The 23,074-nt window shown below is 41.4% G+C and carries 29 protein-coding genes and 1 pseudogene; 8 read left to right on the top strand and 22 right to left on the bottom strand.

Annotated elements, in window-relative coordinates; all coding sequences use genetic code 11:
- Positions 1 to 12: 12 nt before the first annotated feature.
- The 3 genes from V4B17_RS03475 to V4B17_RS03485 are packed head-to-tail and all read right to left on the bottom strand — an operon-like array spanning position 13 to position 2,200.
- Positions 13 to 300: a phage tail assembly protein gene (locus V4B17_RS03475; protein WP_455480079.1), complete on the bottom strand. Its 288-nt coding sequence runs from the start codon at positions 298 to 300 to the stop codon at positions 13 to 15.
- A gap of 2 nt (positions 301 to 302) precedes the next feature.
- Entirely contained in the window at positions 303 to 809 is a 507-nt protein-coding gene (locus V4B17_RS03480) for a phage major tail tube protein (RefSeq protein WP_455480080.1), read from the bottom strand.
- On the bottom strand, positions 809 to 2,200 hold the full coding sequence (locus V4B17_RS03485) for a phage tail sheath subtilisin-like domain-containing protein (protein WP_455480081.1): 1,392 nt from the start codon (positions 2,198 to 2,200) through the stop codon (positions 809 to 811). Before V4B17_RS03485 ends, V4B17_RS03480 begins: the two co-directional genes overlap by 1 nt.
- A 193-nt stretch (positions 2,201 to 2,393) precedes the next feature.
- Between V4B17_RS03485 and V4B17_RS03490 the strand changes: the two genes are divergently transcribed.
- Together V4B17_RS03490 and V4B17_RS03495 are read left to right on the top strand one after the other, a co-directional pair.
- Entirely contained in the window at positions 2,394 to 2,693 is a 300-nt protein-coding gene (locus V4B17_RS03490) for a BrnT family toxin (RefSeq protein WP_455480082.1), read from the top strand.
- Complete coding sequence (locus tag V4B17_RS03495) at positions 2,671 to 2,976, top strand: BrnA antitoxin family protein (protein WP_455480083.1); 306 nt, start codon at positions 2,671 to 2,673, stop codon at positions 2,974 to 2,976. Before V4B17_RS03490 ends, V4B17_RS03495 begins: the two co-directional genes overlap by 23 nt.
- A gap of 315 nt (positions 2,977 to 3,291) precedes the next feature.
- Here the strand turns inward: V4B17_RS03495 and V4B17_RS03500 are convergent, their stop codons facing one another.
- Genes V4B17_RS03500 through V4B17_RS03535 form a run of 8 tightly spaced genes read right to left on the bottom strand, consistent with a single transcriptional unit; the run spans position 3,292 to position 12,169 of the window.
- Positions 3,292 to 4,950, bottom strand: coding sequence for an RCC1 domain-containing protein (locus tag V4B17_RS03500; protein ID WP_455480084.1), 1,659 nt, complete (start codon positions 4,948 to 4,950; stop codon positions 3,292 to 3,294).
- Between the two features lie 14 nt (positions 4,951 to 4,964).
- Positions 4,965 to 5,579 carry a Bgr_08870 family protein gene (locus tag V4B17_RS03505; RefSeq protein WP_455480085.1) on the bottom strand — a complete coding sequence of 205 codons (615 nt, stop codon included), beginning with the start codon at positions 5,577 to 5,579 and terminating at the stop codon, positions 4,965 to 4,967.
- Between the two features lie 12 nt (positions 5,580 to 5,591).
- Complete coding sequence (locus V4B17_RS03510; RefSeq protein ID WP_455480086.1) at positions 5,592 to 8,735, bottom strand: DUF4815 domain-containing protein; 3,144 nt, start codon at positions 8,733 to 8,735, stop codon at positions 5,592 to 5,594.
- A gap of 1 nt (position 8,736) precedes the next feature.
- Positions 8,737 to 9,843 carry a phage tail protein gene (locus V4B17_RS03515; protein ID WP_455480087.1) on the bottom strand — a complete coding sequence of 369 codons (1,107 nt, stop codon included), beginning with the start codon at positions 9,841 to 9,843 and terminating at the stop codon, positions 8,737 to 8,739.
- On the bottom strand, positions 9,843 to 10,670 hold the full coding sequence (locus tag V4B17_RS03520) for a baseplate J/gp47 family protein (protein ID WP_455480088.1): 828 nt from the start codon (positions 10,668 to 10,670) through the stop codon (positions 9,843 to 9,845). The genes V4B17_RS03515 and V4B17_RS03520 overlap by 1 nt, the downstream gene beginning before the upstream one ends.
- On the bottom strand, positions 10,667 to 11,008 hold the full coding sequence (locus V4B17_RS03525; protein ID WP_455480089.1) for a GPW/gp25 family protein: 342 nt from the start codon (positions 11,006 to 11,008) through the stop codon (positions 10,667 to 10,669). The genes V4B17_RS03520 and V4B17_RS03525 overlap by 4 nt, the downstream gene beginning before the upstream one ends.
- Complete coding sequence (locus tag V4B17_RS03530; RefSeq protein ID WP_455480090.1) at positions 11,005 to 11,646, bottom strand: phage baseplate assembly protein V; 642 nt, start codon at positions 11,644 to 11,646, stop codon at positions 11,005 to 11,007. Before V4B17_RS03530 ends, V4B17_RS03525 begins: the two co-directional genes overlap by 4 nt.
- Positions 11,639 to 12,169: a hypothetical protein gene (locus tag V4B17_RS03535; protein WP_455480091.1), complete on the bottom strand. Its 531-nt coding sequence runs from the start codon at positions 12,167 to 12,169 to the stop codon at positions 11,639 to 11,641. Before V4B17_RS03535 ends, V4B17_RS03530 begins: the two co-directional genes overlap by 8 nt.
- 90 nt (positions 12,170 to 12,259) lie before the next feature.
- On the opposite strand from V4B17_RS03535, the gene V4B17_RS03540 reads away from it, so the two are divergent.
- Both V4B17_RS03540 and V4B17_RS03545 read left to right on the top strand, forming a co-directional pair.
- Positions 12,260 to 12,541, top strand: coding sequence for a type II toxin-antitoxin system RelE/ParE family toxin (locus V4B17_RS03540; protein ID WP_455480092.1), 282 nt, complete (start codon positions 12,260 to 12,262; stop codon positions 12,539 to 12,541).
- Positions 12,542 to 12,560: 19 nt separating this feature from the next.
- Entirely contained in the window at positions 12,561 to 12,857 is a 297-nt protein-coding gene (locus V4B17_RS03545) for a HigA family addiction module antitoxin (protein WP_455480093.1), read from the top strand.
- Positions 12,858 to 12,904: 47 nt separating this feature from the next.
- On the opposite strand, the gene V4B17_RS03550 is transcribed toward V4B17_RS03545, so the two are convergent.
- The 11 genes from V4B17_RS03550 to V4B17_RS03600 form a co-directional block, all read right to left on the bottom strand.
- Positions 12,905 to 13,180 carry a hypothetical protein gene (locus V4B17_RS03550; protein WP_455480094.1) on the bottom strand — a complete coding sequence of 92 codons (276 nt, stop codon included), beginning with the start codon at positions 13,178 to 13,180 and terminating at the stop codon, positions 12,905 to 12,907.
- Positions 13,177 to 13,917 (bottom strand): antA/AntB antirepressor family protein, encoded by a 741-nt coding sequence (locus tag V4B17_RS03555; RefSeq protein ID WP_455480095.1) that lies wholly within the window; start codon positions 13,915 to 13,917, stop codon positions 13,177 to 13,179. Before V4B17_RS03555 ends, V4B17_RS03550 begins: the two co-directional genes overlap by 4 nt.
- 309 nt (positions 13,918 to 14,226) lie before the next feature.
- Entirely contained in the window at positions 14,227 to 14,580 is a 354-nt protein-coding gene (locus tag V4B17_RS03560; RefSeq protein ID WP_455480096.1) for a head-tail joining protein, read from the bottom strand.
- Complete coding sequence (locus V4B17_RS03565; RefSeq protein WP_455480097.1) at positions 14,580 to 15,656, bottom strand: major capsid protein; 1,077 nt, start codon at positions 15,654 to 15,656, stop codon at positions 14,580 to 14,582. The genes V4B17_RS03560 and V4B17_RS03565 overlap by 1 nt, the downstream gene beginning before the upstream one ends.
- A gap of 14 nt (positions 15,657 to 15,670) precedes the next feature.
- On the bottom strand, positions 15,671 to 16,036 hold the full coding sequence (locus V4B17_RS03570; RefSeq protein WP_455480098.1) for a head decoration protein: 366 nt from the start codon (positions 16,034 to 16,036) through the stop codon (positions 15,671 to 15,673).
- 1 nt (position 16,037) lies between these two features.
- Complete coding sequence (locus tag V4B17_RS03575; RefSeq protein WP_455480099.1) at positions 16,038 to 16,466, bottom strand: hypothetical protein; 429 nt, start codon at positions 16,464 to 16,466, stop codon at positions 16,038 to 16,040.
- The gene (locus V4B17_RS03580) at positions 16,379 to 17,365 is read right to left on the bottom strand and encodes a S49 family peptidase (protein WP_455480100.1); all 987 of its coding nucleotides are present in this window, start codon (positions 17,363 to 17,365) and stop codon (positions 16,379 to 16,381) included. Before V4B17_RS03580 ends, V4B17_RS03575 begins: the two co-directional genes overlap by 88 nt.
- Positions 17,352 to 18,896 (bottom strand): phage portal protein, encoded by a 1,545-nt coding sequence (locus tag V4B17_RS03585; RefSeq protein WP_455480101.1) that lies wholly within the window; start codon positions 18,894 to 18,896, stop codon positions 17,352 to 17,354. Before V4B17_RS03585 ends, V4B17_RS03580 begins: the two co-directional genes overlap by 14 nt.
- The gene (locus V4B17_RS03590; RefSeq protein ID WP_455480102.1) at positions 18,896 to 19,147 is read right to left on the bottom strand and encodes a phage head-tail joining protein; all 252 of its coding nucleotides are present in this window, start codon (positions 19,145 to 19,147) and stop codon (positions 18,896 to 18,898) included. The genes V4B17_RS03585 and V4B17_RS03590 overlap by 1 nt, the downstream gene beginning before the upstream one ends.
- Positions 19,144 to 21,069 (bottom strand): phage terminase large subunit family protein, encoded by a 1,926-nt coding sequence (locus V4B17_RS03595; RefSeq protein WP_455480103.1) that lies wholly within the window; start codon positions 21,067 to 21,069, stop codon positions 19,144 to 19,146. The genes V4B17_RS03590 and V4B17_RS03595 overlap by 4 nt, the downstream gene beginning before the upstream one ends.
- A 16-nt stretch (positions 21,070 to 21,085) precedes the next feature.
- Positions 21,086 to 21,637, bottom strand: a complete 552-nt coding sequence (locus tag V4B17_RS03600; RefSeq protein ID WP_455480104.1) for a hypothetical protein — start codon at positions 21,635 to 21,637, stop codon at positions 21,086 to 21,088.
- Positions 21,638 to 21,727: 90 nt separating this feature from the next.
- Between V4B17_RS03600 and V4B17_RS03605 the strand changes: the two are divergent.
- The 4 genes and pseudogenes from V4B17_RS03605 to V4B17_RS03620 all read left to right on the top strand — a co-directional run bounded on the left by V4B17_RS03605 (position 21,728) and on the right by V4B17_RS03620 (position 23,050).
- Positions 21,728 to 21,994, top strand: a pseudogene (locus V4B17_RS03605) (BrnT family toxin).
- Entirely contained in the window at positions 21,972 to 22,292 is a 321-nt protein-coding gene (locus V4B17_RS03610) for a BrnA antitoxin family protein (RefSeq protein WP_455480105.1), read from the top strand. The pseudogene V4B17_RS03605 and the gene V4B17_RS03610 overlap by 23 nt, the downstream one beginning before the upstream one ends.
- A 226-nt stretch (positions 22,293 to 22,518) precedes the next feature.
- Positions 22,519 to 22,782 carry a type II toxin-antitoxin system RelB/DinJ family antitoxin gene (locus tag V4B17_RS03615; protein ID WP_455480106.1) on the top strand — a complete coding sequence of 88 codons (264 nt, stop codon included), beginning with the start codon at positions 22,519 to 22,521 and terminating at the stop codon, positions 22,780 to 22,782.
- Positions 22,769 to 23,050 carry a type II toxin-antitoxin system YafQ family toxin gene (locus V4B17_RS03620; protein ID WP_455480177.1) on the top strand — a complete coding sequence of 94 codons (282 nt, stop codon included), beginning with the start codon at positions 22,769 to 22,771 and terminating at the stop codon, positions 23,048 to 23,050. Before V4B17_RS03615 ends, V4B17_RS03620 begins: the two co-directional genes overlap by 14 nt.
- Positions 23,051 to 23,074: the final 24 nt, after the last annotated feature.

Below are 23,074 nucleotides of genomic sequence, written 5' to 3' on the forward strand. Positions count from 1 at the left end.
TCGATATATCCGCTATGAGTTTAGCGGCGGTTTCCCAATCGAGGTATCCCGCCGCTTGATAAAAGATTCCAGAATCTCGCCAATACTCGACAAATCCTCAATATCAAGTTCACAAACAGCTTCGTGTGGCCATCCAGAAAGACGTGCAACCATTGCTATTGTTTGTTCAATACCCTCCTTTTTATCAATCGCTTGTAAATCTTTGGTTTTTGCACGACGTAAAGTGATTTCGGTATGTTCTTTTCCTTCAAATTGAACAGGAACGAATAATTGATGCGTAATGCTTGATTGTATTGTCATGATTAAATTCCTAAAAATTCTCTGTGTTTTGCTAATTGATCAATACCATTGAATCTTCTCACCATATTGATGGCGTCTATCTCAACAATTTCGGTATTATTCTGAACATATTTGAAATAATGGAGCGTGAATGTTGCTGTAGAAGTTGCTTTGCTGGCAGGCTGCCATTCTGCCATTTCAAAACCTTTGCAAAGCCCTCTCATGGTGATAGAAACCCCTTCTGCAGCTGTGCCTTGTGCTTGCATTGAACTACGCAATGAAATGTCAACATCAGATCTTCCTAATTGTGACATCAACTCTGGAGAACAATCAGAAATGACCATGGTGAGTGTTAAAACCTCAAGTCCCATATCAAGCTCAATCGGCACATCCATGCCACCACCACGATAACTTTCAACAACAAGGTTTAAATTTGGCAAAGTAACGCTTTCACACTTTGCTTGATAAGGAACGCCATCAACATAAATGTTAAAATATTTTAAAATTCTTGGTAAAATTGGTACTGACATTACGCAATCTCCTCTAAATAATCATTGATAATCACCGAATGAAATATGATATGTTCTGCTGGTGTTGGAGGCGTGAACTCAACCTTGAAATAGACTTTACCATCGGCAAGAGCACTCACTGTATTCCGCTCTGAATCTGGAGTACAACGTCCACCAAGAATGGCGCCTTGTGCTTTTAAATCACGCAAGTAGGCATTGACGCTTTCACTAACATCGCTCATATAGGTTTTTGTTATATTTCTATCAATCGCCCATAAATGCCAGCGCAAAATGGCATCATTGATCATGTCTGCCGTTCTCACCACGGATAAAAAAGAAAATTTTACATCACTTGAAAGTGTACGGTTTCCCCACAAACGATAGCCATTTTCACGAATAATCGTTGTGATATTTTGCTCATTAAGAAGGTTAGCACGACTAGACCTGTCACCAATAGAAAAATCAACCGGACGTGCTACGCCAATAATCCCATTGATCACTTTATTGGAAGGAGAATGCCAAAATCCGTGCGTAAAATCTGTTTTAGCGATAACGCCAGCAACGGCTGCACTTGCCGGTTCCTCTGAAATTTTTCCATCACGATTCACATGAATAAAAGGGTCAATCAAAAGTGCACGCTTTGAATCAAAATCCTTTGCTGAGGCAAGCGCTGCCTCATCCGTTGTGTTTGGTGCATCAATCACCACAATGGCACGAAGTCGTTCCGCAATTCCCAGAAGCTCTGATACTACAGGATTAGAGCTTGCTTTAATTTCAGCTTCAGCTTTGGCACCAGTTCCATTACCTTCAATTGTAACACTTGGGACAGTGTGATAATCAATGCCATTCTCTTTAATAACGACAGACGTAATTTTGCCATCTGAAATAACCGCCTCTGCTTTCGCACCACCCGAAATTTTAACCGTTGCTCGACTGTAACCACTCCCTTGGTGCGTAACGATAATCTTGTTAAGAGCAACAGAACGCTTATGTGTAAAGCCTGGAGCGATCAAAATACGTGGTGTGTGCCCAAGAATGGATTGTGCTCCAATGAAAGCATGAATACCTTCATAAGAGCCTTGCGCATTAACGCCACCAAGAACATGTTTGAGGGTTTCTTTTTCATTATCGCCTTCCTTTACCCGCACCACAACAACAATGGCTCCCACTTGCTTAAAAATCAGGTCAAGAGCATGAGGTAAAGTACCACGTCCTTTTCCTGTTTTATCAAGTCTTGCTGCTTGTGAAAGAGAACCAGAAACTAGAACTGGGGTATCAAGTGGAAATATTTGTTCATCCGCATCTGGTGCTGTTCCTATAATTCCAATAACTGCTGATTGAGCAGTATGAAGGGAACGCGTACCGTCATCTGACTCGATAACTTCAACACCGTGTAAAAAGCCTGCTGCCATTTTTATGCTCCTTAAAATAGTTGGCTAATGAAATGAATAGGAAAAATAAGGGGTGAAGTGCTGCTCTTGAGAACAACTTGAAAATAATGATACGAGGTTACAAATTTTGCTGAATGCTGATGGATTCATAGGAAAATAATAAAAAGTACAAACCGAACATTGAAATACATATATAAATGTATTAACATAAGATATGAAAATAAGGTTTGAATGGGATAAAGTTAAAGCAGAAAGTAATCTTAGAAAGCACCGTGTAAGTTTTGAAATAGCTACTCGTATTTTTTCTGATCCATTTGCTGTGGTTCAACAAGATCGTATCGAAAATGGCGAATATCGTTGGCAAACCTTAGGTCTTGTAGAAGGGCATTTATTACTATTAGTAGCTCATACAATATATGATGATAAAGATGGAGTAGAAGTAATCCGTATTATTTCAGCACGACGTGCTAATTTAAAGGAAAGAAAACGTTATGAAAAAGAAAGTTTGCTATGAAGTAGATGTAAATAATCTACCGCCTCTTACTGATGAACAGAAAATTGAAATAGAAAAACTCACTGCAATGCCAGATGATGAAATAGATTATAGCGATATTGCTCCGCTAAATAATTTATTTTGGAAACATGCTGTTCGTAATCCACTTTATAAACCAACGAAAACTGTGACCACTGTACGCGTAGACTCAGATGTGTTGGCATGGCTTAAGAGTCAAGGGAAGGGATATCAAACACGTATTAATGCTATTTTACGTGACGCTATGCTTCGCTCTATTCGATAATCTACCCTCCCTTCTAAAGGACAATTTTTTAGTATCTTAACTGATGATATATGATGCAGATATTCATATCTGCAAATCTAAAAAAATTTTAGAAACATATAAGACCTATTCATATCGGATAGATTGTTAAAGAGCATTTAAAAGTTTATCTGTAAAACTGCACCAACAATTTCATATCCCGCTGGAAAGCCTGATCCATTATCCGAAAACATTATGATTTGATGGCATAAACGACCGTTGCATTCACAGGTCTCGTTTCTGCTTCACCCGTTGCAGAAAGAGTAATCTCATGCGTATGCGCACCAGCAAAGGACTTTAGAAAATCACATTTTTAAGACTTAATACATCATGCAAATTTCCGGTTTGCGTACCAGTTTCTCCATAAGCGCTATTCTTGCCACAGGCATCTACACGACCATCGTCATAGAGAACACCAATACCCCATCTTGATGAGATACCATAAAGATTCCAATCAACAATTTTGCCAGAGACTCCTAATACACGGGTAAAGTGTGTGTTAGAAAAAGTATTCTTGCCTATACCAAGATTGCCGTTGCTGCTATAACCTGCCGCCCAAAGCTGATTGTCCGCTTGAATAATTGTGCCATTATAGCCAAAGCAACCACAAATTTTTATTTTTTTTACTTTACCTTGAAAGGAATGATTTGGCCAGTAGAGTGCGTTTATCTGTGTCGTAGTGCCATTGCCAAGTTGTCCATAACTGTTTGCACCCCATAAATAGACATGCCCTTTTTCGGTTAGTGCTCCAACAGTGCAGCTTTTGCCATCGGATATAGTAATATCAGTAAACTTATCTTTATGTGTGATTTTGGTAAAGCTTTTTCTATTGGTTGTATCGCCAAGTCCCAACTGACCATCATTATTGTTCCCTGTACTCCAAATGCTGCCATCTTTTTTGATTACAAATCCAGAACCAACGGATTGAGTACCATCACTGGAACAACCGCAAGCGGGTATTGCTTTATACACATCCGTCATGGTGGTATTTAAGGTTGGAGAATGACGGTTTGTTGTATCGCCAAGTCCTAGTTGACCAGAGCCATTCCACCCCCAAACCCATAACGCACCCTTTTTGTCAACAGCGTAAACTGTATAATGATAGCCCGATACTCCAACATCTACAATATTCTCTAAAGTACCACAACGAATAGGAGTAGATTGATTGGTTGTAGTACCAATGCCGAGATTCCCGTTACTATTATCGCCACAGCTGTAAAGACGACCATCAGTGGTTAAAAAATATGCAGCAAAAGAATTGTGATAATTAACGGAGCTGAGAATGATACGGGCAATTTTTATGTCATTTTTTATAAAATATTCGATGCGTTTAGGAAATGCGCGTGTAACCGTATCTCCATGTCCTAATTGACCATAATTGTTCCCGCCCCATGACCAAACTTCTCCATTTTCTGTTAAAGCATAATGTTGTGTTCCACCTGAATACACTTCAACAAAGCGTACATCGGGATTTTCAGGTGTGATGGTGCTTGGAATGTAAATATCTTTGCCAGCGGGATCTCCATTAGAAAAATCAGTGCCTGATCCACAGGTTTTAATTAATCCATTGGCCATTAAGTAAACGCGAGTATCTATACTTCCACTTTGATTTACATTAGAGAGCTTCCAAACTTGGCGTGAAGGATCAAGTGCTTGATCACGCCAAGAAGGTGTAGTTCCAACCATTTGTAAAACCTGTGTATTACTTCCACGTGGCAAACGGACTGGCATGGTACCATTGTGTGTGAGAAGATCACCTTGTTCTATTAATTGATCAGAGCCAGCTGCCATCAAATCCCAATTATCACCTTGAGTTGGAATTACGTTGTTTATTGCGTGTTTTGCAATATAGCTTGAACCTTTATAAGACACCGCATCATGACGAACATAGTGTGCTGTGCTGTCATAAACACCACGCCAATTTATGCGAATATTCCCCAAACTAATCTGTGTCATAAAATTTTATTCCTTTAAATTGTGAGAGTGAGGTAACCATTGTCATTGATAGTGAAGACAATGTCAGGCAATCCAATAAACCAACTGTCAAAATCGTTGACGTCATAATCGCCGCTTCCTGTGGTCAGTGTAAGCTTGGCACCGTCCACATTTAGCCCATAAAAAACACCACGAGTCTTTTCTAAAAAACGGGAGTTCGATTCAGTTTTGTCATAAACATCATCACTGCGTGCAAAGCTGCTTAAGCGCGTCTCAAGACCCACAATATCTTCAGTTTTATGCTGGTGTGCACCTAAGAGCGATTTAGCACTGCCAAAGGTAAAATTATTGTTACTTGACTTGTAGAGAACATAATTGTTCGCTGCATCTTTTGCTCCTTCTACATCTGCTAACTCAGAGAGTGCAAAACTTTTTTCCGCAGGCATCTTTTCTTTGAGAGCCATTTCAAGACCTGTTACATCGCTGATCTTATGCATATGGTGTAAAGAGGCTTTGTCATCTACTTTTTCATCAATCGTAGCAATGGCCTGATCAATTTTTATCAAATTTTCACGCAAAATGGGAAATTCAGAGCTGATAAAACGCCCCTCTTGTGGCAATTCCATTTCTAATTTTTTTGTTTTTTTCATTTTCCACTCCAATTACAATATACCTGCACCAAAATCACGCGCCATGGATCGCGCAGCGGGACACCCTGTAAGGGTCAGTTTTAAACGCGCTTGTTTGGCTGTTTTATCACCACTGACAAATTTACGCTCCGTCCAAAGTGGCTCACTCAGTTGTTCTGTCTCTGCTAATTTGAGAGAAGTAAAAGTCCCATCATCTAATTGAAGATCCATCGTGCAGGAAGATCCTCCTGGTAAAAAGGTTTTCACATAACTGATAAGATTAGATTTCTCACCAAAATCAAAAGCGCGGGTAATATAAGTGGCTTCCTTGTGAAGTTTACCCGCTATCAATTCAATCGGAGCAAACAAAATAGGAGAAAGTTTGTGTGTCCCTTTCAAAATGGCACGTAACTGAACTTTTTCACTAATATATTCTGTTAAACTCAGTAATTGAAACGGTAAAAGCTGGTAAATCGTGCCATTGTTCCTTTCAATTTCAAACACAATAGCACAAGCACTGGACGGCAATTCAACAGCTGCACGAACTTGTAGATCTGAGCAATCAACAAGATCAAACGTCCCTAAATCGACAATTTTTTCTGTTTGTGTATAGCGGGCGGCAAGCACACGAAATGTCAAAGCCTCATCTTGATGCGCTGTCCATGTTTGTGCATTGACAGAAGAAAAACGAGACCCCGTCACATAAGGATGGCTCGAAACATATCTTTGGTTGGCTTCATCAAAATCTCCCAATTTTGCCAAGCCAACAGAATGATCACCATCATCTGTCTTAATCACAAAAGCTGTTAAGCGATCATCTGTAACCGTCAAAGGAACATCGTAACGTGCCTTTGCCCAACCGGTTTTGGCTTCTTTCATAGAGTAAAATGTTTGAGCTTGAACATCAGAGGTCGGATAACCATTTTCTGTTGTCACCAAATCAATCATCAAATCACGAGCGGGATCACCAATGCGACAGAGATAAAAATCAATCCCTGTGATTTGCCGTGTTTCATCGGGAGTAAAAACCTGCGCTTGGGGATCAGATTTTGTCCACACACGCACCGTCGTGGTGCGTCGCATAACTTGTACATCAATGACGCCTTGGCCAGTAAAGAGACCCGTTGCAATCGTTCCGCCTTTTCCTTTCGCAATCACATTTTTTGTTCCTGCTGGAATCTTTGCAGGAATCTTAAATGTTCCTTCTATAAGACCTTTATCATCCGCACTGCACTGTTGCTTTGGTAAAACAGACACATCATCAAAGGTCAGGCTTTCCAGGATTTCACCCTTACCAAAACCTTCAATTTTAAAGCCAAGATCAATCTGTCTTAAAAAATCGATTTGTTCCTGATGATTATTGATTAATTCATCACGAACTTCCGTCCTCTCCACACGACCGCCACTAGACTGTCCCATAAAGAGTTGATTGGTGACGGGTGAAAGCCACTCAGTGCGCTGTTCATGCCAAAAGTCTGTCGCTGGTGTCAGGGTGACCATCCCAGGCAAGGGTGCAAAATTTTGGTAAGGATTGATTTTTTCGCAAGCCGTTGTCAGTTCTTGTGCGATAATCACTTCGTTTTCCCAATCAAGGGTGACAGGAGAGGTTAAAGACGCGTAATAAAATGTCGGATCAATGGCCAATCGCAAAACGCCATTCCCAATAGCACCCGTTTGCGTAAAACCTGCATCGCGATAGCTATCATCAAGAAAAGGATCTGCAAGCATGCCCTTTTTTGCCACCGGTTCTTTTGCGTCAACACCGCTTTTTATCCGCTCTAACTGCATGAGACGATCAAGGGACAGAACACGCTGGAAATAGCGCCACATTTCATCATAGGGAGCAACCCGCGTGCCATCATTTTTGACAACAGGAATATCCATCCAATTATTGATAACCGTCGCTAAAGACAACACATCATCAGGAACAGCAGGTGCCATGGGATCATCAGCTGAAACACCCTTGATATAAACCACTGTGCCTTGCGTATTGAGACCAATCCGATCAATCCGTGGCAATTTATAAGCATAGCTGACAATAATATCCCCTCCTTGTGCTCCATCTGAAACAGTGATTTCTTGCGCTGTTATTTTATCTGCAGTAACACTTGCATGATAGCGATAGGTGACTGTATAAGTACTCCCCGGAGCCGGCTCATCACCAGCTGGTGCCCAATCAATGGTATCCCCAGTTCTTTTAAAATCGGTGCCTTCTTTAAATTCTTTACTGCCTTGAACAACTTTGATGAAAGAGGTGATGCTTTTATCTGGAAGGCCATCACGACCTGAAACAATGGCACCTCGGGTGACATTGACGGTTTTTTCTTTGGTCAACAAAATCGAATGAACCCTCGAAAGAGGGAAATAATATGTTTTAAAAGTAAAGCTATTTTCTCCACTCTTAGTCGAAAAAATATGCGTTTCACTGGGAATAAACCCTTCGGAAAAATCTTCCAATTCCTCGTATCTTAAAGCCGCAAGGCGTTTGCGTTTAAAACCGTTAATATTAGCTTCCCCTTCTTGAATACTGAAAACTTGATTTTCTCCCTCTTTGCCCAAAGCTGTTACGCGGCAACCGCTAACAACATAATGTCCATGGGCGCGATCGTACGTTGCAATCGCTTGCATCGCAGGTTCAAGCAGTGATGGAGATTTTTGATCAATCAAAATGCCATCTTGCAACACATAGACAGGATAAAAAGAACCTTTTTGAGAATCATCTTTAAGCGCCCAGACAAGCTTGACAGTCTCGCGTGCTGCCCCTGGTTCACCTTCAGCTAATGTTCCTGGAATTTGGCCTAATAGCTCTGGGTCATCCTCATGGGTTATCCATCGTTTTTGCAGTTTAACACCAATTTCAATCCGTCCAACCATGGAAATATTTTTCAAAACAACTCGTGAGACTGGAAAAATATCGCCCGCAAGAAAAATCTTGCCATCCGTTAACGTAACAGTTTGGCTGTCCTTATTCACAAAAGCATCAGCACGCTCAATGCGATCACCTTCTTTGGCAACCAACCGTCCCAAGCGGTCATGACGCCCCCGAATGATTGTTTGCAACTCATTCAGTTCACCACTTTGAAGAAAGGAACGTTCTCCATAAAATACAACGCTTTGTTGCTCATCTTTGCCAACAGATCTGTTAATGGCAAACGGTAAATTGCTTTCATGCTTCATGTTAAAACCTCAGTAAAATCTTGAATTGTTCACGAACATCGATGCGTAAAGGAATGTTGACAGGCGTCTTTAATATTTCCACACCATCATGCATTTCATCAGGCTTTAGCCAAAGCTTGCCAGAGGCTGTCTGCTCTTCTAGGGAACCATGAACGAGAAGGGAAACAGAGGCTGCTTGTGTGTCCCCAACATCCTGAAAATCTGTACGAGCAGCAAGAAAAAGCATTGTGCCTTTTGCAGAGGGTTTAAATCTGTTGCCACAATGACTGTAAATACCATTAAAAGATTGCTTAACAGGGTGTACAGCATAGCACTTGCGATAACCAATCACAGCATTTTGAGTATCTCTTAAAACGAGATAAAGCGTGCGGTTGTAAAACCACTCTGCCATGAGTATATCGCGTTCATGCTTTTTTACCGAACACCACGGAAAGTTTGCCATGTCCCATGGATAATCAATATCATCCCAATTTAATTCTTCATCTCCATCATCCATCCAATTACCAATAAGCTTGCCTTCTTCTTCTTCGAGAAGATGGTGGATCTCTGTCGTGCGCCCAAAGGAAAATAAAGTGCTATCAGTAGTCATACGCATACCGCTTTCACGTTCAAAAAGCACGTTATTTAGTCTTGACATATCCCCTTCGAAAGCTCCAACACTATACCCACAGGTGGCACGTCGAAAATCAGAACGCAAACTTTTAGACAGGTTTGTGATCGCCACAATGGCTTCGAGACTGCTTTGTTCAGGTAAATGATCAAAATCAAGCTGGAAGGAATTCCACCAAACGCGCCCCGCCCATGCCGCTGTAAAATGAGCTGAAAGCTCTAACCACTGCAACCCCATATCGATAGATGCTAATGATCCACGTACCTGTTGCCATTTGGAACCTGTATCAAGCAAATCATAAAGGTTTGGAACATAGGGGGTTAACTCACCAAGCCCGTATTCTTCAATCAACCATGGCAAAAAGCTTGGTGGACGAATAAGAAGCTTTGAACGTGAAATTCCCGAAATAATGTCATCAACATCTTGATGAAAATCACAAACATTCGCAACGTGCTTTTCAAATTTTGTGGCATTGGTCGGAAGTAAAGAACCAACCATTAACGTGCATGTCCTTTAAAGTTTAAGGTGATTTTACCAATGGCTAAAACCTCCTCATCAGAAACTGAACTATCTTGTGTGGGATCAATGGCAATCACTTTTTGAACACCAGAAATCATCAATTTTGAAATCCACCACGATAAACTCAATTCATGACCTATCGCTTGTTCTTGTTGCCAAGACGCCCGTAAGTTCATTTCCATTTGGGTTAAAATTTGCAAAGATGTTTCGGGTAAAAGCCAAACATCTGCTTCTAAATCTATAACCTTTGCTACAGAAGAATGAACAATGATCGTATCATTGGTCATAATCACATTCTTTTTGTGAAGCGCTTCTGAAACTTTCTCTAACAGATCTTCACTTGCTGTTTCTTGCTCATCATTGCCAAAAAGAGCAACATGAATGGTCGGATCCTTTCCTTTACGATAAATGATAGCATCCTTAACGCGACTATCTGCTGATAAAGCGACAAATCTGTAATAAGGCTCTGTACCACTCCCTTTGCCACTACGAACATAAAGCCTGATGCGTTCACGATATCTGTCATCATCTTCATTATCCATTCTTTCAACACCGTGCCAATCTCCTAAATCATCAAGAGAAGAGCCTGTCGCAAAATCAAGAAGGTTCGCACGGGCCGCTTCATTAATACGTTGTCTTAAAAGCAGCTCTCGATAGCTAAAAGCCTCAATAACTTTTATCGCAGGATCACTTTCAAGAAATGTGTAGTCTGGTAACTGTTCTTTTAAACATGCAAGACTCGCTGCACGGATTTCCTCAAAAGAAAGTTCTGAGATGATTTCAGGATCAGCAAAGGACTTCTTCATTTTATTAGTAATCCTTCCATAGTAATGGGTTTCCCTGATGGCAAATAAATTCCTGAAAATGACAAGGAAACTTTTCCAGCCTCAACCAATTGCAAGTCAATTTCTTGAAGTTTAAAACGCGGTTCCCATTGATCTAATGCTTCCGCAACAGCTGCATAAAGCGCAACTGCAAAAGCACCATTAACGGGGGCATCAATCAGTTCAAGAACTCGTGAACCATAATCACGCCGCATCACACGAGACCCAATTCGCGTGGACAAAATATCAAGGATCGATTGACGCAAATGATCTATCCCAGATAAGGGCTTGCCCGTTATTCTATCCATTCCTGTGGTCAAATGGGAACTCCTGTCATAGAGCCGCCAGACGTAACACCACCGTGACTATGGGATGCCCCAATATTTGTGCCATTATGGGTTAGAGAGCTGCTATTTATTGAAACATTACCGCCCGCTTTCAGAGAAAGATTGCCCTTTGCGCTTAGACGCAAATCACCTTCTGAAGCAATTTTAAGACCATCAGGAGCTGTAAGCTCTAACATGCCCCCATCGCCTTTAACGGAAACGCCATCGGAAATCGTGAGAATGAACTTTCCTCCTGCTATGATGGAGAGAGCATAAGTATTCTGTTCATCATCATATTCAATGGTTGTCCCGTCAGGATAGACGGTTTTATGAATGCTCCCTTTATCAGCCGCTTGATTAGCATCCGTGTGAATAGAGCCAATAATCACCCCTTGAGATAAATCACCCGATGATGACACAACAACCACTTGCTCTCCAACATCACGCCCCTCATAAGAGCAGGTTTTGCCTGCACGCGCTTGTGTGTCTGGAATCCAATCACTGACCAAAGTGCCACTTCTTACTCGATAACGAGCATTTTTATGATCCACATGACTAATCTTTCCCACAACAACTATATTAGCCATACGCCTTTTTAAATCCGTGATCTCTTTATTGCGCTGCTCAAGCATGAATATCCTCGATTGTTTGACATGAAGCTTCGTTGTTTAAATCTGGATTGAGAATAAAGTCCGTGAAGGGTTCAACAAAGACCGCCAGTGATGTTCCTTCATCAAAATCAGGAATGTTGGTGTTGTAAATAACTTCAAAGGTTAAAATGGCACCATGCAGCGATACGACACCATTATCACCAAAGGCAAAAGCAATATTCTGTAACCGACAGCTTTCAACCGTATTGTTTAAAGTAGGGTTTGCATGGAAAATCTCTTCAACCTCCCATGCCAAATGATCCACACAGCGTGCTCCATCTTCTTGGGTTGCATAACATTCAACATCAATGGTTAAAATACGCCGACGCAATCCATAATCATGCCCTTCTTCCAGCCTTTCATTTTGCGTAGAAACGTTAATGGCTGGCATACTCTCAACAGAAAAATTAAAGTCTCGCATATTAAAAACACGCTCAGCAGCTGTTGTCTTGCCTGCCTTGAGCAAGGAAACAAAGCTCTCTCTTATCTTCTCTCGAGGGTGCATAAATAATCCTGTTATTGAACATTTATCCTTTCTTTAACGTTAGTATCATGATACGATACGAAAAAGAATGAATAGAATAAAGGTGATTTTGTGATTGAATCTTTTGCGGATAAGCGATGTAAGGATCTTTTAGAAGATAAACTGCCCAAAGGCTTTCCCGCAGATTTAATGCGTATAGCTCAGAGAAAGTTATTCATGCTTGATAAAGCAGTTGACCTCAAAGATTTACGTAGCCCTCCTGGCAATCGTCTCGAAGCATTGAAAGGTAGTCGACAAGGACAATATTCTATCCGTATTAATAACCAATTTCGTATTTGTTTTGAATGGCGCTCTAAGGGGGCTCATAACGTTGAAATTGTAGATTATCATTGATGTATGAAGGAACTTTAATATGAAAAATTATATAGCGATCCATCCTGGAGAAATTCTACGGGAAGAATATTTAAAAGGATATTCCCTTTCTGCTTATGCTCTTGCAAAAGCGTTGAATATTCCACGCACACGCATAGAGCGTATTGTTGCTGAAAATAGTCCCGTAACACCAGATACAGCTCTAAGATTAGCCTATTTTTTTGATACAACAGCTGAATTTTGGCTTAATATGCAAGTTGCTTACGACGTCAGTGTTTTGCAATCAGAAAAAGCAGAAGAATTTGCCAAAATCAATAAATTTGAATGTATACTTTAATTGTCTCCCCACCTTGAAGATGGGAAGATGTGAATTGAATTATAAGATTAAGCCACTTTCTTAAGTGGGTTTTCTGAACTTGGATCATAAGCTCTCAGCAAAGGATCGATTCCACGAGGAAATTCCGAATCTCCAAAGTCTGTAAGAACCGCTAAAAGCTTAACAATATGCGCATTTTTCTTGATCTTTGAAACCAAAGCTTTTTCTACTATGCTCATGGTATTAACCAAAGCATTGCATTCTTCTTCTCCAACACCACCACAATTGCAAAGCTTAAACAACGCTATCCACAAATCACACAAAGAGTCGATATCAGTATTCATTGCACACCCCTATGGATTTCTTCTCTCAAGAATGCCAAGCCTTTTGCTGTAACACGTGCCTGAACAGAAACTTTTTCGCTGCCATCATCTCTTCTAAACACATTCGTTGCGCAATCCATAAGCCCCTGTTGTATCTTATCCTGATAGGGTACAAATTCAGATGTACCCACGCGCTTATATATCCAACGTTTTTGTTGCATATAGCCGAATAGATCTTTCGGACGTATTTCAAGCATTTTAGCGGTATCTGTGATGCACATGGTGCCCTCAGCACGGGTTAAGTGGTCATAAGCTATAACCTTATGGGCTTGTTGTTCAATCAACGCGTCTTTATTTTGCAACTCCTCTTGCATATGGGTGATAACGCCAAGTATCGTGCGTGGATCCGAATAGTCAATCTGTGGCGCTGATACTTGCTTCGCACGTCGCTCGCACTCGATAAAATACTGCCGTGCTTGTTTGCCTTTATCGTTACGCTCAACCATGGCAAGCTCTTTCGCCATGTCTAAGGTAAGAGCATAATCTTTAAAAGAACGACCACCCTGAGGTTTTACTAAATTTTTAGTAAAACTCATAAAGTCTTGATTTTCAAGAAAATCATACTCTTTGATGCGATTCTTAATCCAATCATTAAAACGAGATGTGACTTCCAAAAACGCATGCAATTCACGTGCATTTACCGTCTGAACAGTATCATGTCCGATCGTTTGTTCTGTAATTTTTATAAGAGTGTTCATAATGAACTCCTTACTACTTAGAGGCTTCTTATTGACACTCGAAAAGAGTGTCGGGTGCTAAGAAACACGGTAGTAAGTCCGTCGTTACACTTTCCCCGTGAGGGTATTGTATAGTGTAACTACACCCGACAAGACCATTATACGCAACAAGCGCATGATGAGTCAAAGTCTTTAATGTGCGGAGAGAGATCGTTTCGTAACCAACCCGCTTACTATCAAGGTGTTTCTTAGGCACCCGAATCAACAATAGAAATATTCTTGCCATATTGTCAATGAGTAAAGTAAGATTTTTAAAACAAAGGTATATTATTATTTTTCCTCCCGTAAAATCAGCTTATACATTCCAGATTCAGAAGCTTGTACATCTGTTACAATGAAATGCTCTTGAGAAAAGGTATCTTTGCTGTTTTCAAGAGACGTAATCACAACACTATCCTTAAGGCTTGGTGGTACCCCTCCAATGTCATTGATGCAAATATCCAGCTCTTTTCTTGGGATTGTCGTGGGGATTCTGCCACCGGCTTCAGATTCTGAATGCTTGATGCTATAAATTGCTGTGATATTAAAAGACTGCCCTGTTTCTTTTCGTGTGTAGACAACAGACTGCCCAAAAGTATTGCGCACATCCTTCACCATTTGCTTGAGAAGCCCGTGCCATAACATTATTTCGCTCCGATAACGCCTTTAAAGAGCATTTCAGGACGTGTGCAAATATAAAGCGGATAGCTGTACACTTCAGGCTTGACCCACGCATTACGATCGCGATCAACGATCAGCATAGTGTAAAGAGGCTTTCCGACCGTGTTAACAAAGTCTAAACTTTCCCCTGGAGAAAAGGTTTTCTGGAACACACCAGGTGCATTAACAGGGAAGAATTGACACTCGTCAGGCTTAATCCCTATCGCACGTTTTGTACCAGCCTTGGCATTGGCATTATAGTTGTAAATGCTTCGGTAATTTATAAAAGTGGCTCCAGCAAAATCAAAACTGCCAAAGCTACCTGACCCAATAGCACTCGGTGTTGCAACACCCCCTGCACTATTCAGTGTTTGTGCTAAAGATGTATTTAAATAAGTCTCACGAATGGTTTTATGATTTTTTAATTTGGAAAAAAATTCATGTCCACAAAGCCCTATAATCCGTGAAGAATTCGTAAATGCACCCTTTGATGCCTCAACCATCTTCAGAATAACTTGATCGACAATATCCGCAATATCTGTCGTCTCAGTGTTTAGTTTAAAATCAATTGGCTTTGGAGGAGTAATCTCCCATTCTTTATACCAATCAACAATCATTGATCCGTCAGCATCAAGAACAGCACCTTGGATAGCTCCAAGCTGCATGTTTTCCCATGTTAGTTCGATTTCAGAAATCAACTTTTTTTGTTTTTGTGCGATAAATTTCATCGCACTCTCAAGTTGATCTTCTGTTCCAAATTCCCGACGATCTTGGATTTCTTCCGCCTTCACCGTATCACTCTTGGCAATACGAGTTGTTTTAAAAAAGCGAAGATTACGATAACTTCTGTCCGCTTCTTCCAAAGGTGCACCGCGTTCACTTGTCTGGATAAGAGACAACATATTATCACGCCTCTCTACACCAACCACCGTTGTACTTGTTTCAACTGTCTCAAAAAGATCGAGAGAGCTAATGAGATCAGGTTTAAATTCATAGTCTTCAATTGCTTTCATCATTGTCGTGGCTGAAAAAGCATCATGTTTAAAAAAGTCAATGTTCATATAGGATATCTCCTTTACCGTAAAATAATGTTGTTGTTTTCTAAAGATTGAATGGCCGCCTTTTTCTGCTCAGCAGTTATGCTACTCGGCCATATCAATTCAGAAGCTTTCACTGTACTCAAACGGGCTGTAATCACTGCACGCTGTTCTTCCTTTGTTGCATCAACATTGGCATAAGAAATACCTGCTGGCACTTGGCTTCCATCCTCTGCTTCGAGATTAAGTGGAACATAGTTTCCCGTTGCTGTCACTTTTCCCATGACAGTACCCGCTACAATCTCTGCTCCTGATGCGAAGGTAACCTCTTCATTTGATAAATCGGGATCATAACGCCCAAGATAAGCGGCATTACGAACGTTTTCATATAAAACATTGCTCATTTTATTTCCTTCCATTGACTGCTTTCCAAGCGTTTTCCCATTTTGCATTAATCTTCACCTTATTATTTCCGTCTTGATGCGGTACATAAGGTGACACTTTTAAAGATGCACTTTTAGAAGCAGCGGCCATCAAAACAGCATAACGCGCTTTTTCTAAGCTCGTACCGTTTTCGATAGCCTTTGCTGCATCAAAAGAGACGCCTAAATTTTTGGCTTGTTTTTCAAGAATTGTTAATGAACGTGCACGTTGTCTTTCTTGTGCACACGCAACTTGAAGATTTTTGTGCGTGTCTTCGTTGTCTTCGTCAAAGACTTCGGAATAAGTGCCAATATCGTCATCCCCTATTTCAGTGGTGACGATAGCAATCTCTTCTGTGTCATCTTCTTTGATAATACCTTCTTCTTCGGCGCGATATTTTGTATGTGCCATGTATTTGATCCTTTTTGTTTTGTTAATGTTGGAGGTAAATTTATGGAATTCATCAAGGCTTCCAAAGTCTGCGCAAATGTGCCTTGCGCATCTGCTAATCCAAGCTTTACAGCTTGGCTGCCTATAAAAGTTTCTGCCTTAGTTTCTCGAATGGCGGCAGAACTTATTGGTCTGTTTTGTGCAACTAAATCGATAAACATATCGTAGAGAAGCGCACAATCTGCTTGCATTTTTTCAAGTGCTCTATCTGCTAAGGGTTCATGAGAGTTCCCGTGGACTTTATGATCGCCTTCAAAAATGAAAGTCCATTTATGCCCATTCTTTTCATCAAAACGGGATTGATCAAGATGCGCACAAACAACACCGATTGAGCCAACAACACTCGTGCGAGCAACCCAAATTTGAGAAGCAGAGCACGCAATCGCATAAGCTGCAGAACACGCAAATTCATTCGCATGCGCCCAAATGGGCTTGTTGTACGTTTGTGAAAGCGTGCGAAATTCATCAACCAAATCAAACACACCGCCCGCTTCTCCACCACCGCTATCAATATCCAACAAAACAGCACGAACATCAGGCTGTGCAATGGCTTCACCAAAAGAAGCACTTAAGCCTTCATAAGACGTAATTCCCGACAAAGAACTAAGCCATGCACCACGACGCACGAGCGTGCCATGAACAGGGATAATCGCAATATTGTTTTGTACCACATAAGTCTCAGGTGGTTTTAAAGCAGACACATCATGTTCCGATAAAGCTCCAGCGGCAAATCGTTCCCCATCAAAAAGACGCGGTGCAAGTGCATTGAGAATGACATCAAACTTTGTAGAAGCAAGCATGTGAGGTACGCCAAAAAGACGTGATGCCAAAAATGGCATATCAAGACTATGATGTGCCATGGATGTGTGCCTCGCTGACTTGATTGTGCTCATAATTATCGTCAGAGTCTGTAGAATTAATCACTGGATAACCCGCAGAAGAACCAGCCATATCCGTATCAAATATTAAACCGCGCACTTGAGCATCTTTGCGTTCTTCCTCAAGCTCAACATGAACGCTGTCAATATCAAAACCACGTTCAGCAAGTGCCATACGTCGTGTTTTTAAGCCTGATCGGATCTCTTCTTTTTCTGCTGAAATATCCTTGAGCGGATCTATCATTTCAAGCGGCGGTGCAAAGCTCTCACATTGTATCCACGGCAAAGAATTGTCTTCCCAGCCTGGCAAATCAACACAACCACCAAGCACAGCCATTTCAACAAAACGTTCCCAGACAATACGGTTAAACTGAAAAGCTATAATATGCTCGCGCCATTGTTTAACGTGGCGTCTAAACTGAATGATCGATGTACGCACATTGGAAAAGTTGCCCCGCGTCACATCCCCTGTCACAACGGCATAAGGCATGTTGAGGGCTGCACAAATTTTTAAAGTATTGTGAAATTGAAAAGCCTCATAAGATCCTCCAACCTCTACGGGATTAGAAAATTTGATGTCCGTTCCCTCTGCTATTTCTTGGATTCCACCTGTCTCAAATATGAGAGGAGGCTTATCTTGCTGTTCTTTGTTGCTTTCTTTGTGGTTATCGGCCAAGCCTGAATAACCATCATTAGAACGCGTAATAAACCCTGCAAAAAGAGCAGCTGTTCTTTTCCTATCAATCTCGGCATCATCATAAGCTTCAAGCTGAAAAATCTTAACCAGACTACGTGTCACTTTTGGTGATCCACGCAATTGTCCTGCAATACGCCTTTCTTTAACGTGGATCACCATTTCAGCAGGAACTCTTACACGCTCTTGATTTCCAAACACTCCATTTTGTGGACTGCTATCATAAGGATGATGCTTCCAAAAATGGTACGCAACACGCTTTCCACTGGCATTAAACTCAATCCCCATGCGGATATAATTGCCTTCAATTTCAGCAACCCCGCTATAGGTTAAATCAAGCATTTCTGCTGGATAAATTTGCAACTGAAGAGGCACACCAGAACGCCCATAAAGGTCAACATAATGCAATCTCACAAAACATTCGCCGGTTAAAAAAACTTCCCGAGCAATCGTGGCCTGTAGACCATAAAAGCTTGCATCTTCATCATAATCAGCTTCATCAACCCATTGCCACCAAAGATCAAGCAGCTTCTTCTTTTCTTTCTGAAAACCTTCAATTTTAGGATAAGGCTTAATTCCATCACTAATCGCTGCTGAAACCCATTCTTCTGTTGCAGAACCATAAAGCGCCTCATTGTCATAAAGCCATCTTGACCGCGCAATAATGGTATCACCCGCTTCTTCAATGGCTTTATTGATATGTTTTTTTGCAGGGTTTAATCCCCTCATTCGACGACTGCGACTCGCCGCCTCAAAAGGTGGATTATGATCTCTGGAATTGCGAAAAAAGTTCGTTACTTTACCCAATAACCCAGCCATTAATAACCTCTCCTCGCATCAATATAGAAAATACAAGGACTCCCGCTGCGCCCTTCAAGTTCTGCTATTTGCTTATCCAGTAGTGCGAGTGCTTTGCGTAGCTCTTCAACAGAGCGGTTTCCCACTTGCTTGTCACCGTGACGCACAAATTGCGCTCCTGAATAAAGGGTCTCCTCAAGTTGCTCTCGCCTGTTTTTTAATTCTGCAATTTTTTCATTTTTGCTCTTCAATTGATTGAAATGCTCACTCATAAAATATCCCACTCCCTTTGCATGTAAGGATTCACTGGTCTCCTTTGTTGTTGTTGTATCCTTTGAGGCTGTGTTATCTGAGATGCTGTTGGAAAAGAGGTTGTACTCTCTGAAGACGCCTCAACATTTTTGAGACTTTCCAAGCGCTTTTCTAAAATATCGACTTCTTCACTGAGGTTCATCCCCGCTGAAATGAGACCTTGCAAAGCCGCGTAAGCATAGACGCGACAATCCAAAGCCTCGTTTCTAGCCTTCTCACTTTTTTGCCATTCGATGCGCTTAAAACCTTTGAAATACTTGACAACCTTCTTTTCAGCCGTCAGTTGTTCGAAATATTCTTGGTCAAGATTTGTATGAAAGTGCGTTGCACCAGCACCTGATGCTTCAGAACCTGATTTCTTGAAACGCGCTGTAATAATGTCTTTGGCTGCATCAACCCCTATCATATAAAGATTGATCTGCCCTTTGTTGTTTCTGCTCGGACGACGCGGCCAGACTGCTCGCCATCCAGCCTGACCTTTCACTCCCCATATGCGCCTTCCCTCGCGAGGACGGACATAATTGTAAACAGCCTGTGTGTGGCCACCCCCTGTATCAATACAAGCTGCCGTAATCCTTATGCCATTTTTGTAACCTGCATGTGGCCAGCGTTTTGCAAGATATTCATCTAATTGATCCCAAACTTCAAAGGAGGACGGATCACCTAAGATCACTTGATAATCAATATGCCAGCTTTCTTCACCACGCCCCCACCCGACAACTTCCAATTCTAATCGATCATTTTGCACATCGATGCCCGCTGTTAACAACACAGCTTGTGGCGGTGCAAGGGGATACTCTTCACGCCGTGCATAGAGGCTCTCAGGATCAATAACCTCACCCGTTTTATCCTCCCAAGGTTCTCCAAGAACAGTATTGATAAAAGGCTGTAAAAGCGCAGGATCATCTTTGGCATTCAAAAATTCTCGCGCACACTCTCCCCATGTCAGCCACGGTGAATAGAGCGCTGAAATGTGATAAGAACGCAAATTTGGTCGGCTTGATTCACTGGTGGGAACCCAACATGCTCCCCTCTCTTCAGACATCAAATCTTCTTTGCGATGCTCCGCATGTTCATGGCCACAATGCGCACAAACAAAAACAGCCTTTTCTGGTGATCCTTTTGGCCATTTAATTTGCGACCAAACAATCGGCTGTAACACACCGCACCCATCACAGGGAACATTGTAATATCTTTGATCGCCAAGCACAAAGTCTTTGGATATACGACTGGTGTCGCGGTGCGTAGGTGTCGACAATTTAAAAATCTTTCTTTGCACAAAGGTCGATGTACGCTTTTCAGCAATCACCACAGGATCACCTTCATTATCCACACTCAAAGGATAAGCATCGACCTCATCCAAAATCAGATAACGAATAGGCATCGAACGAAGCCCAGCAGCACTGTTGGCTCCTGTGAGCATTAAGACGCCCCCGTCAAATTCCTTCGAGAACATCGTATTGCCACTGTCGCGTGCACGAGCTGGAGCAATCCGTTCACTTAAAACAGGACTTGCTGTAATCATTGGATCAAGACGAGTCTTCGACAGTTTCTTCGCTGTCTCAACCGTCGGCATCACGTAAAGCGTCGGACTCGGACTATAATGAATCGCATAACCACAGAAATTCAGTCCTGCTTCCGACATGCCAACCTGCGCACCTTTCATCACAATGGTTGTTTCAATTGGCACATACGAGGAAAGGTTATCCATGATTTCTCGCAAATATGGCGTCCGTTTTGTTCTCCATAATCCAGGCTCTGCACTTGCCACGGTGCTCAAATATCTATTCTTATCCGCCCATTCTGAAACCATGTAAGGTGGATCAGGTTTTCGAGATTCATTGGCATGCGAAAAAAACTCTTTGACCGCACGATCATCCATAATTCACTTGCTCTTATTAGTCAGAGAGGCTCGGATCATGAAAAGGAACAGGTATATGGATTTCTTCAAGCAAAGCTTTTCTCATAAAATAATCAAGGGAACCGATAAGGCTCGCTGCATCACACTCAACTTGAGCAGCAATGCTGGCACCGAAACGATGCGGAAAATTCAGCATCGCATCACGATGGGCTCTTCCAAAATCACGCGCTGCCTTTTTTACTTCTTCTCGATCAACCGTTGTCTCACGTAATCGTTCAAGCGCAATCTGTTCACTTTCCAGTGCAACTTGCATTCTCTTCAGTTTGATTTCGTATTCATTCGCTCCGTCTATGGAATCTTTTTTAATTTTTGCACAAGGACGACCAGAAGATGTTGAAAATGATTGAGCCCGCTTAGTTGGATTCTTATTCCATATGGCTCTCGCAACCTCTTCATCAACCGAACCATCTGCAAAAATCGCTTCATCAAATTTGCCCGTCTTAAAGCGAGAAACCACTGCATTCGCAGACACACCCATCTGTTTCGCAAACGCGCGAACCGATATCCCTTCTCGATCTCTCTTATTCATGAAATATTTGCCTGTGGTGAATAACTTATAGGAATTATCGTACACTTTAAATTTGTTTACAGTGTCATATTTTTCGTGTACATAAAATATATGAAAATAGTGTGGGATGAACCAAAAAGAGCTTTAAACATTGATAAACATAAACTTGATTTTGCAGATGTTATTTACTTTGACTGAGAACATGCTTTCATTGATGCAACACACTCAAACCGTATGAAAGCTATCGGATATTTTGCCGATGGTACAACAGTTGTTGTCTTTGCAAAACTTGGTACTGAAGCTATATCCATTATTAGTTTCCGTCATGCAAATAAAAAAGAAAGAGAGGTTTTCAATGACTATCAAAAAAACCTTTAAAAAAGAATGCGGTTACACAAAAGAAGACTTGGAAGCTGTGAATTCACCACCCCTTACAGATGAAGAGCTTGCACGCTTAAAACCAGCAAAAGAAGTTTTACCTGATTCTTTTTTCAAGCATATAGCAGAAGAGCGTCGTAAGCGTGGACGCCCTTCAATTGAATCTCCCAAACAAGCCATCACCATACGCCTTGATCCCGAAGTTATTGCCTTTTTTAAGAAACAAGGCAAAGACTGGCGCACACGTATGAGCGAAGCGCTAAAAAAAGCAAGTGATGACTTTAAATATACATCTTAGCTTTCTTCCCACCTTAAAGCGAGAAACCACCGCATTAGCAGACACACCCATCTGTTTCGCAAACGCACGAACCGATATCCCTTCTCAACAGCTCTTGTTCATGAAATATTTTCTCCCCACTCTAAAACGATATTTCTCAGTGTACCGAATAAGCCAAATATTCTTCAGTTGAAATTAAATTTCAATTGTATTACATTGAAATACAGTGAAGAGAGGAGAAATCATCATGACTGCCAGTCGCATGGTTCAAGCACGTGTACCAGAAGAGATTCAAAATGTCGCTAATCAAGTTATCAAAGCCTCTGGCTTATCCGTAAGTGATGTCGTGAGAGTGTTGATGACGCGTATTGCGCAAGATAAAACTATTCCATCCTTCTTGTTTCAACCCAATGCAGAAACCATAGCGGCTTTTTCTGAACTAGATAAAGGCAACTTAAAAAAATTTCATTCTGTAAACGAATTATTTGATGATTTATATACGGACGATTGAACGTACCGCTATCTTCAAACGTGATTTCAAGCGTGAAATGAGAGGACGGCATCGGTCTCTTTTAGAAGTTGATTTGCGTCAAATCATTGAAGCATTAGCAAATGATCGGCCTCTAGAGCCTCGGTATCATGACCATGCATTAATTGGAAATTGGAAAGATTACCGAGATTGCCATATTCGACCTAATTTGGTTCTGCTTTATCGCTTAATCGGCCAGCATAGACTTATCTTAGTGCGTCTTGGCTCCCATTCACAGCTTGATCTTTAATCTCTCCCCACCTTGAAGATGGGA

The organism is Bartonella sp. B23 (genome assembly GCF_053793815.1).